This is a genomic window from Klebsiella sp. RHBSTW-00484 (genome assembly GCF_013705725.1).
GTDB lineage: Bacteria > Pseudomonadota > Gammaproteobacteria > Enterobacterales > Enterobacteriaceae > Klebsiella.
In genome coordinates, this window is record NZ_CP055481.1 from 5,639,923 (window position 1) to 5,656,554 (window position 16,632).

General features: G+C 50.5%; 15 protein-coding genes. 11 read left to right on the forward strand and 4 right to left on the reverse strand.

The genetic code is table 11. The annotated features are described in order from the left end of the window. Window positions 1-7: 7 nt before the first annotated feature. The 5 genes from HV213_RS26530 (at window position 8) to yjeJ (ending at window position 6,123) form a co-directional block, all read left to right on the forward strand. Complete coding sequence (locus tag HV213_RS26530) at window positions 8-1,033, forward strand: fimbrial protein (protein WP_181483947.1); 1,026 nt, start codon at window positions 8-10, stop codon at window positions 1,031-1,033. Between the two features lie 348 nt (window positions 1,034-1,381). Continuing rightward, entirely contained in the window at window positions 1,382-1,729 is a 348-nt protein-coding gene (locus HV213_RS26535) for a hypothetical protein (RefSeq protein ID WP_181483948.1), read from the forward strand. A 104-nt stretch (window positions 1,730-1,833) separates the two neighbouring features. Next, a complete protein-coding gene (locus HV213_RS26540; RefSeq protein WP_181483949.1) occupies window positions 1,834-3,120 on the forward strand; it encodes an HlyD family secretion protein in 1,287 nt (428 codons plus the stop codon). Beyond that, window positions 3,113-5,236 carry a peptidase domain-containing ABC transporter gene (locus tag HV213_RS26545; protein ID WP_181483950.1) on the forward strand — a complete coding sequence of 708 codons (2,124 nt, stop codon included), beginning with the start codon at window positions 3,113-3,115 and terminating at the stop codon, window positions 5,234-5,236. The genes HV213_RS26540 and HV213_RS26545 overlap by 8 nt, the downstream gene beginning before the upstream one ends. Window positions 5,237-5,259: 23 nt before the next feature. Then, window positions 5,260-6,123 carry a YjeJ family protein gene (yjeJ, locus tag HV213_RS26550; RefSeq protein ID WP_181483951.1) on the forward strand — a complete coding sequence of 288 codons (864 nt, stop codon included), beginning with the start codon at window positions 5,260-5,262 and terminating at the stop codon, window positions 6,121-6,123. 46 nt (window positions 6,124-6,169) lie between these two features. Here yjeJ and HV213_RS26555 read toward each other — a convergent pair whose 3' ends face one another. The 3 genes from HV213_RS26555 to HV213_RS26565 form a co-directional block, all read right to left on the reverse strand. Continuing rightward, window positions 6,170-6,523, reverse strand: a complete 354-nt coding sequence (locus HV213_RS26555; protein WP_139529761.1) for a DUF4156 domain-containing protein — start codon at window positions 6,521-6,523, stop codon at window positions 6,170-6,172. A gap of 134 nt (window positions 6,524-6,657) precedes the next feature. Further along, window positions 6,658-8,304: a chaperonin GroEL gene (gene groL / locus HV213_RS26560; RefSeq protein ID WP_110274507.1), complete on the reverse strand. Its 1,647-nt coding sequence runs from the start codon at window positions 8,302-8,304 to the stop codon at window positions 6,658-6,660. Between the two features lie 44 nt (window positions 8,305-8,348). Beyond that, window positions 8,349-8,642 carry a co-chaperone GroES gene (locus HV213_RS26565; protein ID WP_003855929.1) on the reverse strand — a complete coding sequence of 98 codons (294 nt, stop codon included), beginning with the start codon at window positions 8,640-8,642 and terminating at the stop codon, window positions 8,349-8,351. 233 nt (window positions 8,643-8,875) lie between these two features. On the opposite strand from HV213_RS26565, the gene yjeH reads away from it, so the two are divergent. Then, window positions 8,876-10,126, forward strand: a complete 1,251-nt coding sequence (yjeH, locus tag HV213_RS26570) for an L-methionine/branched-chain amino acid transporter (RefSeq protein WP_181483952.1) — start codon at window positions 8,876-8,878, stop codon at window positions 10,124-10,126. Window positions 10,127-10,152: 26 nt separating this feature from the next. Here the strand turns inward: yjeH and HV213_RS26575 are convergent, their stop codons facing one another. Continuing rightward, the gene (locus HV213_RS26575) at window positions 10,153-10,629 is read right to left on the reverse strand and encodes an FxsA family protein (RefSeq protein ID WP_004097899.1); all 477 of its coding nucleotides are present in this window, start codon (window positions 10,627-10,629) and stop codon (window positions 10,153-10,155) included. 338 nt (window positions 10,630-10,967) lie between these two features. On the opposite strand from HV213_RS26575, the gene aspA reads away from it, so the two are divergent. The 5 genes from aspA (at window position 10,968) to HV213_RS26600 (ending at window position 16,592) form a co-directional block, all read left to right on the forward strand. Beyond that, window positions 10,968-12,404, forward strand: a complete 1,437-nt coding sequence (gene aspA, locus HV213_RS26580; RefSeq protein WP_181483953.1) for an aspartate ammonia-lyase — start codon at window positions 10,968-10,970, stop codon at window positions 12,402-12,404. Window positions 12,405-12,522: 118 nt separating this feature from the next. Further along, window positions 12,523-13,824, forward strand: coding sequence for an anaerobic C4-dicarboxylate transporter (locus tag HV213_RS26585; protein WP_181483954.1), 1,302 nt, complete (start codon window positions 12,523-12,525; stop codon window positions 13,822-13,824). 94 nt (window positions 13,825-13,918) lie between these two features. Then, on the forward strand, window positions 13,919-14,242 hold the full coding sequence (gene cutA, locus HV213_RS26590; RefSeq protein ID WP_112216238.1) for a divalent cation tolerance protein CutA: 324 nt from the start codon (window positions 13,919-13,921) through the stop codon (window positions 14,240-14,242). Continuing rightward, a complete protein-coding gene (locus HV213_RS26595) occupies window positions 14,218-15,981 on the forward strand; it encodes a protein-disulfide reductase DsbD (RefSeq protein WP_181483955.1) in 1,764 nt (587 codons plus the stop codon). Before cutA ends, HV213_RS26595 begins: the two co-directional genes overlap by 25 nt. A gap of 35 nt (window positions 15,982-16,016) precedes the next feature. Continuing rightward, on the forward strand, window positions 16,017-16,592 hold the full coding sequence (locus tag HV213_RS26600) for a transcriptional regulator (RefSeq protein WP_442788173.1): 576 nt from the start codon (window positions 16,017-16,019) through the stop codon (window positions 16,590-16,592). Window positions 16,593-16,632: the final 40 nt, after the last annotated feature.

Below are 16,632 nucleotides of genomic sequence, written 5' to 3' on the forward strand. Positions count from 1 at the left end.
TCAAATAATGAAAAGAATATTCGCTTTTGTTAGCTTACTCTTTATTAATCTGCCCGCGCTTGCAGACTGTAATTACGACGGAACTCATGCGGCAGTTAATGTTACATTCAGCCCAGCCAAAATTTTATCCGACACTAGCCTGGCTGCCGGCAGCGTACTGGCGGTAAGAACAGTAGGCGGTGCGGTGGCTGGCGCTAAAACTTTTTATAATTGTAAAGCCAATGATGTTTACGCCATTATTGCAACACCCAGCGTAAACCTGGCTGCTGGCGTTACTGGGGTCCTGGGCGGGCCAGTTTATGAAACCGGAATACCGGGTATTGGTTTTGAAATTTCAGAGGCAATAGCCGGTGCCAACGGCAGACCAGTTCCAGCCACGCTAGGCACTGTTTCCGCTTATGGCCTTAGCGACCCAGGCGTCAACCAGCTCACCGTGTGGCTGATAAAAACCAGGGACAATATTGATACTAGTTTCTCCGGGACAAAAGAAATTGCCGTATCATACCGGGCGGGGAGTGTTAACCAGGTAAATGCTAATTCATCTACCGCCCGACTGCTGCAAGCAAACCTTAAGATTGGGCCTTTTAGCTACAGAGAAACCTCTTGTAATGTGAACCCAAGGGGCGGTAGCACTATAAATTTATCCAATATTGAAGCTTCACAGCTCAAAGCCGTTTCCCAGGGAGGCGTCACAGGCAAGCAAAAGGACTTTACGCTGGACATTACCTGTCCTGACTCGTCCGTTGGAACTAAGTATATCTACTGGTTTAACCCGATAACCGACAACTCGCCATCAAAAGATGGCGTACTGCTTAACTCTATTCCTGATACCGCCGGGGGGGCCAAAGACGTTGGGTTTATTATTAAGAAAGGTTCCAGTCCCATTGTATTTTTTGATTATAAAAATTACACCATAGCCAGAGTGCAAAAAAGCCAGTCACTGACTTTTACGGCAGATTACTATAAATTTTCTGATAGATTAATGCCTGGCAGCGTTCGGGCCATATTTGAGATTATACTTCAGGAAGAGTAAATATCTGACATTATATATTTGGCACCATCTATCTTTTATGATGGTGCTAACTTCTCTTATGCACACCTCTCTGCCAACATGCCATTTACATACCTAAATAAAAAATACCTCTGCTGATATGCATCTAAACTCACATGCTCATGAAAAATTATTACATGAAGCACTAAAATTCAACATGAATTATAAAAAAGGATATTGCCAAATAGATTCCAATGATTAAAATCCTCATCGAACTTATGTTGTGAGCAGTTCTTTTATGCAAGCAATTTATTTCAAAACAAAATAACACACACTGAAAATAATCAAATAACATTGATTATTACGGATAATTATTATTAAGGAAAATACATGAAACAATTAACTGTTTTTGAAATGGAAGAGATCTCTGGTGGTTCTATCGATTTAATGGGTGCACTTGATTTTATTGTAAAAGAAATCGGTGCGATTGGATTGGGTGCATCACTTGGTGCAGCTTTCGGCTCGGGATATGCGGGTCGCTGGGGGGGAGTAGGTGGCGGTATCCTGGGCTTTGGCGCACTTGGTCAAGGTGTTGGCATGATCGCTGGTCTTTTCATTGGTGGCATAGGTTTTGGTGTTGCTGCTGGTATCGCTGGCTGGGATAAAACCTACGAACTCGCGCAGAAAGCTATTAACTCTATTTTAGATGGTACATTTAACCTCTGGAGCGACAACTAAGTTTCCTTGTAGAAAGTTCATTTTCTGAATTCAACATCAAAGAAATAAGCAAGGCCTGGATTTTCCGGGCCTTTATATCTCTTCAATAAAAAATATGGTTTTCTATGTTAAAAAAAATCTATCGCAAGGAAGCGATTGAGTACAAAAAACATTACTGGAGAGGAAAGGCCCTTCTATTAGCCGGTCTTCCGACATGGCTTATCTTTGCTTTATCATCCATATTTCTTTTATGCCTGATAACCACGGTAATTTTTTTTACTTTCACCCAACGTATCGATGTACGTGGTGAAGTTATCACCCTCCCACACTCTGTTAACGTCTTCGCCCCGCAGCAGGGCTTTGTTGTTAACCAGCACGTCAAAGTGGGTGATATCGTTCATAAAGGCCAACCGCTTTATGAACTGGATGTTTCACGTAATACCATTAATGGCAATGTCAGCACCGCACAGATTGAGGTCATCAATGAGAAAATAGCCAATGCTCAGGATATCATCAACAAGCTTTCGCATAATAAGGCTGAAACGCTAAGCGCTCTGGATAAACAAATAAAAACCACTCGTGACTCACTGGCCGAAACTAATCGTATGCTGGCAAATACTCAGGTTGGCTTGAAAAAAATGCATAATAACCTGGCCAGCTATGATAAATACCTGAAAGATGGTATGATCACCAAAGATCAGTATAACTATCAGCATTCGTTATATTTCCAGCAGCAAAGCGCTTATCAATCTCTGGTGAGCCAAAAGATGCAGCTGGAGTCCCAACTTACGCAAACGAATAGTGACAAAGTTACTAAAGCGGCGGATTTTGACAATCAGGTATCCAGCCAACATAACCAAATTAATGATTATAAAAACCAGCTAGTGGAGTCAAATGCTAATGGTAATATCATTATTAAAGCCACTACCGATGGAAAAATAGAATCACTAGCCGTTACCAAAGGTCAGATGGTCGAAAACGGCAGCAGCCTAGCCCAAATAAAACCGACCGGGGATATTGAATATTACCTTATCCTTTGGCTGCCCAATAATACCATTCCCTACGTAAGGCCAGGTGACACGATAAATATTCGCTATGATGCATTTCCGGCGGATAAGTTTGGTCAGTTCCCTGGAAAGGTGCTAAGCATCTCGTCAGTTCCGGCATCACGTCAGGAGATGGCCGAATATACTAACGTTAATAATGGTACTAATCAGCAGGAACTGGCGCTGTACAAGGCCATTATAAAAATTAAAGATAAAACGTTTAGTTACAATGGAAAAACGCTCACCCTCTCTAATGGCCTTAAGGCTCAGGCGGTCGTTTTCCTCGAAGAACGCCCGCTTTATATGTGGATGTTTACCCCTTTCTATAAAATGACGCAAAGCGTGAGTGGTCCGATCGATGAATAAAGTACTGTTTAAAACCATTACGGATAAACTCAATTTTTCGCTCCGCCATAAAACACCGGTCATTTTACAGTCAGAGGCTGCCGAATGCGGCATCGCCTGTCTGGCAATGGTGTGTGGCTTTTACGGCCTCAATATCGATCTATTTAACTTCCGTCATCGCTACGGCAGCCCCTCTCAGGGCGTCACGCTGATGTCATTAAGTAAAACGGCGGAACATGCCGGACTAAAAAGCCGGGCACTTTCTCTCGACCTCGATGAAATAAAACAGCTAAAGCTCCCCTGCATTATCCACTGGGGTATGAACCACTACGTTGTACTGACTAAAGTACGTAAAAGTAGCTTTATCGTTCATGATCCGGCGTTGGGGAAACGGGTTATTGGCATTCAGGAGATGTCCAATAACTTTACCGGCGTTGCGCTGGAACTGTGGCCAGATCAAAACTTCCAACAGGAACAGGCAAAGTCACGCCTGCGCCTACTGGACCTGATGCGTAACATTGTCGGTCTCAAATCCGTCCTGCTAAAGATCTTTGCCTTTTCAGTAGTTGTTGAAGCCATTGGTTTGTTACTACCTATTGGTACGCAACTGGTAACTGACCATGTCATCATGGCCCACGACCAGAGCCTACTTTCGGTCATCTGTATTGGCCTGGTGTTCTTTACGCTCTTTCGCACCTTTATCAGTATGCTGCGGGCATGGACCTCATTAACGTTAAATACCCTGACCAATATTCAATGGAAAACCACGCTGTTCGATCATCTGGCGAGCTTGCCGCTATCCTTTTTTGAAAAGCGCCATTTAGGCGATATTCAGTCTCGTTTTTCATCACTGGATACTATTCGCTCGACGTTTACCAATAGCATTGTTACCGGCATTATCGACTCAATCATGACGATTGGTCTGCTGGTTATGTTAACCCTATACGGCGGCTGGCTGGTTTGGGTCGTGGTAGGCTTTACGTTATGCTACGCCATCATGCGTTTTGCCACCTACAGCTTCTACCGTCGCGTTGCCGAAGAGCAGGTTATCAAAGGCGCGCGCTCCAGTTCGCACTTTATGGAGTCGCTGTATGGTATCTCAACGATTAAAGCACTGAACTTAAAAGAGCGTCGCTCGCAGCACTGGTTAAATATTAATATTGACGCCTGTAATGCCGGGATTAAACAAACCCGCTTCGATATGATGTTTGGCGGTATCAATACCTTTATTACCTCAATCGACCAGGTCGCCGTACTCTGGCTGGGTGCGATGATGGTTATTGATAACAATATGACCCTCGGTATGTTTATGGCCTTTAACGCCTATCGCGGGCAATTCTCGCAGCGTGCATCTAGCCTGATCGACCTCGTCATGCAGCTACGTATGCTGTCGTTACATAATGAGCGTCTTTCCGAAATTGTCTTTAGCGAGCCAGAAAAAGAGCTGCCTTCACGGCGCGTTTTTGCTGAAAATTCTGGCGTTAAATTAGAAGTGAAGAATCTCAGCTATCAGTACGATCCGTTCTCACAGCCTATTTTTTCTAATTTAAACATTACCGTTGAACCAGGGGAATCAGTGGCACTGATCGGCCCTTCAGGCGTCGGTAAGACCACCCTGTTGAAAGTGATGTGCGGACTGCTCGCTCCGACTAGCGGCGATGTAATAGCCGATAACCTCGATATTCAAAAAATTGGCCTTAATAACTTCCGTCTTGGAACGGCCTGCGTCCTCCAGGAAGACCGCCTTTTTTCTGGCTCACTTATCGATAATATCAGCGGTTTTGAAGATAACGCCGATATGGATTTCATCATCGAATGTGCGCGCAGGTGCAATATTCATGATGAAATTATGAAAATGCCCATGGGTTACGAAACGATTGTCGGTGAACTGGGTTTAGGTATCTCCGGCGGGCAAAAACAGCGAATCTTAATCGCCCGCGCGCTCTATCGTAAACCCAGCATTCTGTTTATGGATGAAGCCACCAGCCATCTCGACCTTAAAAATGAATCGGTCATTAACCAATCTATATCTGGTTTAAGTATTACCCGCATTATTGTTGCTCATCGGCCATCCACCATTGCCTCAGCCGATCGCATCATTGATTTATCTCAGCCCAGAACATTAGCAACAGCGTAATCACCCAGGAAAAGGAGAACCATATGCAAGGAACATTTATTGGTTTTAATACCGCAGGGATAAAATATGAAGATAGTTTTTTAGCTTTAATGCTTAAAACTAAACAGCAAGATCATCTCTGCCAGACCTATTATCTCCAGGCTCAGGTGCTTGCTGACCTACTGCTAGTGCTGCAACACAGAATGATGATCGTACTGCAGCGCTTAAAGAATGAAGGTGAAAGCTATCAGGCTGAGCTGGTTGCATTCAATGAACAACTTCTCGCCAATACGCCAACGGTTGAAATGTCAGAACTGGAGCAACCCAATCCAGAGCGGCGTATTATGTCGATCACGCTAAAACCCGGCGAGAGCTGGTCAATGCTTATTCTTGTTCTACAAAACGAACAAATCGCCTCGCTGCGCATTGACGACATGCAAGTTGAAGCGCTGCTGATTGGAATTCAACAGGCGTTAAAAAACACCGGCGATGATGCAGTAATTGAGTATTTAGGCTCATCGCTGGATTTTCTGATGTTGTATGCCGTGGATTTAACTAATACCCAGAGCGTCGATTACCAACAATACATTCAGGATGAGTGGAAACTGAATCTCTTTTCGCACTATCTGGGCGTACTATTCTGTTGTGATACAGATGAAGGTAAGAAGATTGTCTCCGGAGCAGTCATTAAAACCAGCGTTCCGCATCCATCAGAATATGAAAATAGCATCGTGATGCGCTTAATCGAGAGAAGTCCAAAACTAAAAGAAATTCATGCACAACATCAACCCAGCCAAATATTTAGCCAAATCATTCCGTCTCAGCCGGGGAAAATGATGACGCTGGAAGAGTGTTTACGTCCTTTGCATGCCTTCTACCTTGAAACCAAGGCACAAATCAACGCTTAGCCCTGAAAGCAGTGCCTCACTTCACGAAAGAGAGGCACCTGTTAAATCAGTTCGGGCACTTATAAACCTGGCCATTCATTTGGCTATCGGTCGGGACAAAGCTCGACAGCAGGTTCTGCGTCGGGCTGCTGACACCGTAAATCACGTTGCCGCCCATTTCTGCCGCCTGGTTACGCAGGGCGTTTGCTGCACCGCGCATAGAGCCGCCTTCATCGCCATTCTGCCCGGATAACCAGTTACTTTGCGTACCCGTCGCGGTTCCTAACAGCTGGCATTCCGAACCCGGTTTATCTTCGACGAAGCGGACGTTCTGGCCCCCAGAGCTCAGTTCGTTGCTGGAGCTGCAACCTGCTAACAATAATGCTGCGCCGACAATCCCTGCTAAATATTTTACCTGCATGTTATTCCCCACGATCAATGAGCTGGACGCGCTGGCCCGGATGTACAACCTTATACTAAAAAGTCGACAAAAAGAAAAACCCCCGAGCATTTCTGCCCGAGGGTTTCTTGGTATCTAAGGGGTATAGCGCACGATTACATCATGCCGCCCATACCACCCATACCACCCATACCGCCAGCGCCACCTAAATCAGGTGCGTCGCTTTTCGGCAGGTCAGTGACCATGCACTCGGTGGTGATCATCAGACCAGCAACAGAGGCCGCGTACTGCAGAGCAGAACGGGTCACTTTAGTTGGGTCCAGGATACCCATGTCGATCATGTTGCCGTATTCTTCAGTTGCAGCGTTGTAGCCGTAGTTGCCATCGCCCGCTTTCACGGTGTTAGCCACTACAGACGGCTCTTCGCCACAGTTCAGCACGATCTGACGCAGCGGAGCTTCCATTGCGCGCAGCGCAACTTTGATACCCACGTTCTGATCTTCGTTCTGGCCACGCAGTTCGCTCAGTTTGCTTGCCACGCGAATCAGCGCAACACCACCACCGGCAACCACGCCTTCTTCTACCGCAGCACGGGTCGCATGCAGAGCATCGTCAACACGCGCTTTTTTCTCTTTCATTTCAACTTCGGTAGCAGCACCGACTTTGATTACCGCAACGCCGCCTGCCAGTTTAGCAACGCGTTCCTGCAGTTTTTCACGGTCGTAGTCAGAAGTTGCTTCTTCGATCTGCTTACGGATCTGAGTCACGCGACCCTGAATTGCAGCTTCCTCACCCACGCCATCAATAATGGTGGTGGTGTCTTTGTTGATCAGAACACGTTTCGCCTGACCCAGGTCTTCCAGCGTCGCTTTTTCCAGCTCCATACCAATCTCTTCAGAGATAACGGTACCGCCGGTCAGAGTTGCGATGTCCTGCAGCATAGCTTTACGACGGTCGCCGAAGCCCGGTGCTTTAACTGCTGCCACTTTCACAATGCCGCGCATGGTGTTAACCACCAGAGTTGCCAGCGCTTCGCCTTCAACATCCTCAGCAATGATAACCAGCGGTTTGCCAGCTTTTGCTACTGCTTCCAGAACCGGCAGCATTTCGCGGATGTTGGAGATTTTTTTATCAGCCAGCAGGATGAACGGGCTTTCCAGCTCAACAGCGCCAGTTTCCGGCTTGTTGATGAAGTACGGGGACAGGTAGCCACGGTCAAACTGCATACCTTCAACTACGTCCAGTTCGTCTTCCAGACCGGTACCGTCTTCAACGGTGATCACGCCTTCTTTACCGACTTTATCCATCGCTTCCGCGATCAGTTTACCTACGGTTTCGTCGGAGTTAGCGGAGATGGTACCAACCTGAGCAATAGCTTTAGAGTCGGAGCACGGTACGGACAGCGTTTTCAGTTCTTCAACAGCAGCAACGACAGCTTTGTCGATACCACGTTTCAGATCCATCGGGTTCATGCCCGCAGCAACGGCTTTCAGGCCTTCAGCGATGATAGCCTGCGCCAGTACGGTTGCGGTGGTGGTACCGTCGCCAGCAGCGTCGTTCGCTTTAGAGGCAACTTCTTTCACCATCTGTGCGCCCATGTTTTCGAACTTGTCTTCCAGCTCGATTTCACGTGCTACAGAAACGCCATCTTTAGTGATGGTCGGCGCACCGAAGGATTTGTCCAGAACCACGTTACGGCCTTTCGGGCCCAGGGTTACTTTAACTGCGTCTGCCAGTACGTTTACGCCGCGCAGCATTTTCACACGAGCGTCGTTACCGAATTTTACGTCTTTAGCTGCCATTTTAATCTTTCCCTTAAATTCGTATGTTCAGTGTCGTTCGCGGATTACGCTTCAACAATTGCCAGGATGTCGCTTTCGGACATGATCAACACTTCTTCATTGTCGATCTTCTCAGATTTCACGCCGTAGCCATCGTTGAAAATCACGATATCGCCAACTTTAACGTCCAGCGGCTGCACGGTTCCGTTTTCCAGGATGCGGCCCTTACCGACAGCGATGATTTCGCCACGAGTTGATTTGGCTGCCGCAGAACCGGTCAGAACGATGCCACCAGCAGATTTGGTTTCAACTTCTTTACGTTTGACGATCACACGATCATGTAACGGACGAATACTCATTTGATAGCTCTCCTTTGAGAAAGTCATTATCAGTTATGGATGACGCCGGTCCGCACACTGTTTTCCGGCTAGTGCCCTGAGAGATGGGGATGGGGATTTCCCGCTTCAAGGGGAAAACTAAAAAAAAATTTGCCGTCGTGCTCTTACGCACACAAAAATGCGGCTGCAGCCAGCCGTCATAAGCAAAAGCGATTGTGATACCATTCATTTTTTGCCGGGCGCAAGGTTGAATCATGAGTGGTTTGAAACAGGAGTTGGGGCTTGCTCAAGGAGTAGGGTTACTTTCCACATCATTACTGGGAACCGGTGTCTTTGCCGTTCCGGCACTGGCCGCGTTGGTCGCCGGTGACAATAGCCTGTGGGCCTGGCCTGCGTTGATCCTTCTGGTGTTCCCGATAGCTATCGTCTTTGCCATCCTTGGTCGCCATTTTCCCAGCGCAGGCGGCGTCGCGCATTTTGTTGATACGGCCTTTGGCCCGCGCCTGGCTCGCGTTACCGGCTGGCTATTTTTATCGGTGATCCCGGTAGGACTGCCTGCTGCGCTGCATATTGCCACCGGCTTTGGTCAGGCGCTTTTTGGCTGGCATGATAGCCAGTTACTGCTGGCCGAGCTGGGAACGCTGGCGATTATCTGGTGGGTCGGCTCACGCGGTGCCAGCTCCAGCGCCAATCTGCAAACGTTGGTTGCGGTCCTCATTGTCGCGTTAATCGTCGCTATCTGGTGGCGTGGCGGAATCAACCCAACGCAGATCCCCTTTCCTGCCGCTGCTGATATCGACAGTTCACAGCTTTTCTCTGCGCTCTCGGTGATGTTCTGGTGTTTTGTCGGCCTTGAGGCTTTCGCTCATCTGGCGTCTGAATTTAAGCAACCGGAACGTGATTTCCCTCGCGCGTTGATGATTGGCTTATTGCTCGCAGGTTCCGTCTACTGGGCCTGTACCGTACTGGTTCTGCATTTTCATGCCTTTGGCGAAGAGATGGCCGCCGCTGCGTCATTGCCCAATATCGTCGTGCGTCTGTTCGGCGTTCAGGCACTGTGGATTGCCTGCGTTATTGGCTACCTCGCCTGCTTCGCCAGCCTCAACATTTATATTCAGAGCTTTGCCCGCCTGGTCTGGTCGCAAGCGCAATACAAACCAGATAGCTATCTGGCCCGGTTGTCGCCACGGCAAATTCCGCACAATGCATTGAATGCGGTGCTGGGCTGTTGTGTGATCAGCGCTCTGTGCATTTATGCACTCAATATCAATCTCGATGCCCTGATCGTCTACGCTAACGGCATTTTCATCATGATCTATCTGTTGTGCATGCTGGCGGGCTGTCGGTTACTTCAGGGGCGTTATCGCGTACTGGCGGCGATTGGCAGCGTGCTGTGCCTGCTGCTGCTGGCGATGGTTGGCTGGAAGAGCCTGTACGCATTTATCATGCTGGCGGTGCTGTGGCTGTTTTTACCAAAGCGCAGATTAGCCGAGAGGATACGATAGGCCGGGGCTGCCCGGCCTGAGGAATCTTAGTCGCGGCGATCGTCTTTATGATCCAGACGGTCGCGCTCGTCGTCTTTACGCTGATACTCACCTTCAAAAGTATCACCGCCGCCCGTTCCGGCGCTAAATCCACCGCCCGGCATCCGGCTAAAGCGCAGGTGCGGCATCAGCTTCAACGTCAGGTGTTTCTGTACCGGCGGCAACAGCAGCAGCAGACCCAGGAAGTCGGTGAAGAATCCCGGCAACAGCAGCAGCAAACCCGCGATAATCAGCGATACGCTTTTGATCATCTCAGCAGCCGGACTCTCCCCTGCCGCCATTTTCTGCTGCATCAGCATGAGGTTTTTAAAGCCCTGGTTTTTCACCAGCGATATCCCCACCACCGAGCTAAAGATCACCAGAATCAGCGTCAGCAGTACCCCAAGCACATGGGCGACCTGGATAAAGATCGATATCTCAATGTAAACGTATAAAAAAACGGCAATTAACGGAATCCAACGCACCGGCGTCTCCTTCATTAACAGACGCCGATGTCGGCGCCCGTAGTCATAGATGTGCTATTCGCATTGGTAAGATGTTGGGCCAAAGCGCCATTTTTCAATCGTAAAAAAAGCTTATTTTTTTCAAGAATGGAAAAGCGGTGATTCATTTCACAAATTAATAATTCTTATAGAATTCACTACATAATAAGTGATCAGGATGACTGATATTCGCTATCATCAGCATATGATCGTGGGCACCGGGCCGGTTAAAGAAATAATCTGCGGCTAGAAAATGCGCGAGATCTCATAAATTCTGCGTATTGGGTGAATTCATATAGCAGCTTGAAAAGAAGGTTCACATGTTAAACAACATTCGTATCGAAGAAGATCTGTTGGGTACCAGGGAAGTTCCAGCTGACGCCTACTACGGCGTTCATACTCTGAGAGCGATTGAAAACTTCTACATCAGCAACAGCAAAATCAGCGACATCCCTGAATTTGTCCGGGGCATGGTGATGGTGAAGAAGGCCGCAGCGCTGGCTAACAAGGAACTTCAAACTATCCCCAGGAGCGTAGCGAACTCGATTATCGCCGCCTGCGACGAGGTGCTGAATAACGGTAAATGCATGGACCAGTTCCCGGTTGACGTATTCCAGGGCGGCGCAGGTACCTCCGTTAACATGAACACCAACGAAGTGCTGGCGAACATCGGCCTTGAGCTGATGGGTCACCAGAAAGGTGAATACCAGTACCTCAACCCTAACGATCACGTTAATAAATGCCAGTCCACCAACGATGCCTACCCGACCGGTTTCCGCATCGCGGTCTACGCCTCAATCCTCAAACTGATCGATGCCATCAACCAGCTTGGCGAAGGTTTCCAGCATAAAGCCGTTGAATTTCAGGACATTCTGAAAATGGGCCGTACCCAACTGCAGGATGCGGTACCGATGACCCTCGGCCAGGAATTTCATGCATTTAGCGTTCTACTGAACGAAGAAACCAAATGCATTCTGCGCACTGCTGAACTGCTACTGGAAGTGAACCTCGGCGCGACCGCCATCGGTACCCGCCTGAACACCCCGGATGGCTATCAACAGTTGGCGGTACAAAAGCTGGCAGAAGTCAGCGGCCTACCGGTTGTACCGGCAGAAGATCTGATTGAAGCCACTTCAGACTGCGGTGCCTACGTGATGGTACACAGCTCCCTGAAGCGTCTGGCGGTCAAAATGTCCAAAATCTGTAACGACCTGCGCCTGCTCTCTTCTGGCCCACGCGCTGGCCTGAACGAAATCAACCTGCCAGAACTGCAGGCGGGTTCTTCCATCATGCCAGCCAAGGTTAACCCGGTGGTGCCGGAAGTTGTGAATCAGGTCTGTTTCAAAGTTATCGGCAACGACACCACCGTCACCATGGCTTCCGAAGCCGGTCAGCTACAGCTGAATGTCATGGAACCAGTCATTGGCCAGGCAATGTTTGAATCTATCCATATCCTGACCAACGCCTGCTACAACCTGCTGGAAAAATGCGTGAGCGGCATCACCGCCAACAAAGCGGTATGTGAAAGCTACGTCTATAACTCGATTGGCATCGTCACCTATCTCAACCCGTATATCGGCCACCACAATGGCGATATCGTCGGCAAAATTTGCGCCGAAACGGGCAAGAGCGTCAGGGACGTGGTGCTTGAGCGCGGACTACTGACCGCAGCCGAGCTGGATGACATCTTCTCTGCGCAGAACCTGATGCATCCGGCCTATAAAGCGAAGCGATACACCGATGAAAGCGAACAGTAAGCTTTCAGATTAAACTAACCACAGGCATGTCAGCGATGACATGCCTTTTTTGTTCTTACAGCTCCACCAAATTACAACAATCCAATATCAACTTGTTAATAAAACAAGGAAGGCATATATGTTTAGTGCAGAACTCGTTATTGTCCTGCTGGCTATTTATCTGGGAGCCAGACTCGGGGGCATCGGCATTGGTTTTGCCGGTGGCCTGGGCGTCCTCGTCCTGACCCTCGTCTTTCAAATTCAACCCGGCGCGATACCCTTCGACGTCATCGAAATCATTATGGCGGTCATCGCCGCTATCGCTGCCATGCAGGTCGCCGGGGGGATGGACTATCTGGTCAGCCTCGCCGAACGAATGCTCCGGCGTCATCCTAAATACATCACCTTTCTCGCCCCGTTGGTCACCTGGTTTATGACCGTGCTGGCGGGAACCGGGCATACCGCATTCTCCACTCTGCCGGTTATCACCGAAGTGGCGAAAGAGCAGGGTATTCGTCCCTCACGCCCGCTCTCTATCGCCGTGGTGGCCTCGCAGATTGCGATTACCGCCTCGCCGATTTCCGCGGCAGTGGTGTTCTTTGCCGGGATCCTCGAACCGCTGGGTGTGAGCTACCTGACCCTGCTGGCGATCTGTATTCCGGTAACCCTGGTTGCCGTCATGCTCACCGCCATCGTGTGTAACTTCCTCGGCTGTGAGCTTAAAGATGACCCTGTCTACCAGGAGCGTCTGGCAAAAGGGGAAGTCAAACTGCGCGGTAGCCAGGTGTTTGAGCTTAAGCCACACGCCAGACGCTCCGTATTGCTGTTCCTGGTCGGTATCGTGGCGGTGATGTTCTACGCCACCGCCATCAGCGATACCGTTGGCCTGATTCAAAACCCGGTCCTGCCGCGTAATGAAGCGATTGTGGTGTTTATGCTGACCATCGCCACGCTGATTAGCATCACCTGCAAAATCGATACTGGTGAAGTGCTTAACGCCAGCACGTTTAAATCAGGGATGAGCGCCTGCGTCTGCGTGCTCGGCGTCGCCTGGCTGGGGGATACCTTCGTCAAAGCGCACATTAGCGATATCCAGACCGTCGCGGGCGACCTGCTGCACAACTATCCGTGGCTGCTGGCGGTGGTGTTATTCTTCGCCGCGACGCTGCTTTACTCTCAGGCCGCCACCACCAAGGCGCTGATGCCCGCCGCGCTCCTGCTCGGCGTGACGCCGCTAACCGCCATCGCCTCGTTTGCCGCCGTCTCCGCGCTGTTCGTCCTGCCGACTTACCCGACGCTGCTGGCGGCGGTCGAAATGGATGACACCGGCTCGACCCGCATTGGTAAATACGTCTTCAACCATGCTTTCCTGATCCCCGGCGTGATCGCCATTACGCTGTGCGTGATCCTCGGGTTTATCTTTGGTGGCATCATGCTGTAAATCTCTTCAAATTCGGGCCAGATCCTGGCCCGTTTCGTTAATCCCCTTTATCTTGCGTGCTATAGTGCCTCTTTTCGCTGATACGAGGTTCGCGATGACTACGCCTGATGCTGTTGTTGTACTCTGTACCGCGCCGGATGAAGCAACCGCCCAGGATCTGGCGGCCAAGGTGCTGGCGGAAAAACTCGCCGCCTGCGCCACTCTCCTGCCGGGAGCGACTTCGCTCTACTATTGGGAAGGGAAACTGGAGCAGGAGTATGAAGTGCAAATGCTGCTGAAAACCGACCTCGCCCACCAGCAGGCGTTGCTGGACTGCCTGAAGTCCCATCACCCGTATCAAACCCCTGAACTTCTGGTTCTGCCCGTCATTCATGGAGACAACGATTACCTCTCATGGCTCAACGCATCATTACGCTGATCCTGCTGCTTTGCAGCACATCAGCCATTGCCGGACTGTTCGACGCACCTGGCCGTTCGAACTTTGTTTCTGCTGATCAGGCTTTCGCCTTTGATTTTCAGCAGAACCAACACGACTTAAATCTGACCTGGCAAATCAAGGATGGTTACTATCTCTATCGCAAACAGATCAAACTGACGTCCGCCGATGCGACGTTTACCGAACCCTCCCTGCCGCCAGGCGAATGGCATGAGGATGAGTTCTACGGCAAAAGTGAAATTTACCGCCAGCGCCTGAGCGTACCAGTAACGCTGACTCAGGCAGCCGCAGGCGCAACCCTTACCGTGACTTATCAGGGCTGTGCGGATGCCGGTTTTTGCTATCCGCCAGAAACTAAAATCGTGCCGCTCGGCAAGGCGCTCGCACTCTCCAGTAGCGATGCTGTAGCCCCGAAGCTAAACCCGCCTCTGCCACTGGAAACTATCCCGGCGCTAACGGTAAAGTCGCCGTCTGATCTTTCTCCCCCGGCCCCAGATAACAAAGACTCCGACCTGCCCTTTACCGCGCTATGGGCGCTGTTAATTGGTATTGGCATCGCGTTTACCCCCTGCGTGCTGCCAATGTACCCGCTGATTTCCGGCATCGTGTTGGGCGGTAAGCAGCGGCTTTCCACTGCCCGCGCCCTGCTGCTGGCGTTTATTTACGTTCAGGGGATGGCGTTAACCTATACTGCGCTGGGACTGGTGGTCGCCGCCGCAGGCTTACAGTTCCAGGCCGCGTTGCAACACCCTTATGTGTTAATCGGCCTATCGGTGGTATTTATCCTGCTGGCGCTATCGATGTTTGGTCTGTTTACGCTGCAACTCCCTTCGTCGCTGCAAACGCGTCTGACGCTGATGAGCAACAAACGTCAGGGCGGTTCGCCGGGTGGCGTGTTCGCTATGGGGGCGATTGCCGGACTCATCTGCTCGCCTTGCACGACCGCCCCGCTGAGCGCCATTCTGCTGTACATTGCTCAGAGCGGTAATCTGTGGCTGGGCGGAGGAACGCTGTATCTCTATGCGCTCGGTATGGGACTACCGCTGATCCTGGTGACCGTATTCGGCAACCGCCTGCTGCCAAAAAGCGGCCCGTGGATGGCTCACGTCAAGACCGCCTTTGGTTTTGTGATCCTCGCCCTGCCAGTATTTTTACTGGAACGTATCATCGGCGATCTCTGGGGCCTGCGGCTTTGGTCTCTGCTTGGTGTCGCCTTCTTTAGCTGGGCGTTTATTACCTCGCTTGGCGCCACCCGTCCATGGCTGCGCATTGTGCAGATTGTGATGCTTGGAGCCGCGCTGGTCAGCGCTCGTCCGTTACAGGACTGGGCTTTCGGCACAGCGGTCGCCCAACAGCAGGCGCATCTGGAATTTACCCGCATCAATAATATCGCCGAGTTCAACCAGGCGCTGACGCAGGCCAAAGGCAAACCGGTGATGCTCGATCTGTATGCCGACTGGTGCGTGGCCTGCAAAGAGTTCGAGAAATACACCTTTAGTTCGCCTGACGTACAGCAGGCCCTAAAAGATACCGTTCTGTTGCAAGTGGATGTCACAAAGAACAGCGCTGAAGACGCGGCTCTGCTGAAGCACCTGCAGGTGCTCGGCCTACCCACGATTCTGTTCTTCAACGAACAGGGAGAGGAACAGCCCGCACAGCGCGTCACGGGTTTTATGGATGCTGCGGCATTCAGCGCCCATTTGCGCGATCGACAACCGTGAGCGACACTTTAGGAGGAAAAATGGAGGAGAAGACCGTGCAACGTGAAGATGTCCTGGGTGAAGCCATCCAAATCCTCGAAATCGAGGGTATCGCCAACACCACGCTGGAAATGGTCGCCGAACGCGTGGCTTACCCGCTCGATGACCTCAAACGTTTCTGGCCCGACCGTGAAGCGCTGCTGTATGACGCGCTACGCTACCTCAGCCACCAGGTTGACGTCTGGCGCCGCCAGCTATTGCTGGACGAATCGCTAAGCGCGGAGCAGAAACTGCTGGCACGTTACGCTGCGCTGACCACCTGCGTGAGCAATCATCGCTATCCGGGCTGCCTGTTTATTGCCGCTTGCACGTTCTATCCGGACGCCCAGCATCCGATCCATCAACTGGCAGAGCAGCAAAAGCAGGCTTCACTGGCCTATACCCATGAACTGCTTAGCCAGCTCGAAGTTGACGATCCGGCAATGGTCGCGAAGCAAATGGAGCTGATCATCGAAGGCTGCCTGAGCCGCCTGCTGATCAAACGCAGCCAGACCGATGTTGATACCGCACGCCGCCTGGCGGAAGACATTTTGCGTTTTGCTCAGTGTCGAATGGGCGGGGCTCTAACCTGATTCCGATATCTTAACCGATACATCACGCATATAATTTCCC

What these genes read in the sequence shown, in the direction of transcription:
- HV213_RS26530 (WP_181483947.1), top strand. Translation starts at nt 8, where the DNA reads ATGAAAAGAATATTCGCTTTTGTTAGCTTACTCTTTATTAATCTGCCC.
- HV213_RS26535 (WP_181483948.1), top strand. Translation starts at nt 1,382, where the DNA reads ATGAAACAATTAACTGTTTTTGAAATGGAAGAGATCTCTGGTGGTTCT.
- HV213_RS26540 (WP_181483949.1), top strand. Translation starts at nt 1,834, where the DNA reads ATGTTAAAAAAAATCTATCGCAAGGAAGCGATTGAGTACAAAAAACAT.
- HV213_RS26545 (WP_181483950.1), top strand. Translation starts at nt 3,113, where the DNA reads ATGAATAAAGTACTGTTTAAAACCATTACGGATAAACTCAATTTTTCG.
- yjeJ (WP_181483951.1), top strand. Translation starts at nt 5,260, where the DNA reads ATGCAAGGAACATTTATTGGTTTTAATACCGCAGGGATAAAATATGAA.
- HV213_RS26555 (WP_139529761.1), bottom strand. Translation starts at nt 6,523, where the DNA reads ATGCAGGTAAAATATTTAGCAGGGATTGTCGGCGCAGCATTATTGTTA.
- groL (WP_110274507.1), bottom strand. Translation starts at nt 8,304, where the DNA reads ATGGCAGCTAAAGACGTAAAATTCGGTAACGACGCTCGTGTGAAAATG.
- HV213_RS26565 (WP_003855929.1), bottom strand. Translation starts at nt 8,642, where the DNA reads ATGAGTATTCGTCCGTTACATGATCGTGTGATCGTCAAACGTAAAGAA.
- yjeH (WP_181483952.1), top strand. Translation starts at nt 8,876, where the DNA reads ATGAGTGGTTTGAAACAGGAGTTGGGGCTTGCTCAAGGAGTAGGGTTA.
- aspA (WP_181483953.1), top strand. Translation starts at nt 10,968, where the DNA reads ATGTTAAACAACATTCGTATCGAAGAAGATCTGTTGGGTACCAGGGAA.
- HV213_RS26585 (WP_181483954.1), top strand. Translation starts at nt 12,523, where the DNA reads ATGTTTAGTGCAGAACTCGTTATTGTCCTGCTGGCTATTTATCTGGGA.
- cutA (WP_112216238.1), top strand. Translation starts at nt 13,919, where the DNA reads ATGACTACGCCTGATGCTGTTGTTGTACTCTGTACCGCGCCGGATGAA.
- HV213_RS26595 (WP_181483955.1), top strand. Translation starts at nt 14,218, where the DNA reads ATGGCTCAACGCATCATTACGCTGATCCTGCTGCTTTGCAGCACATCA.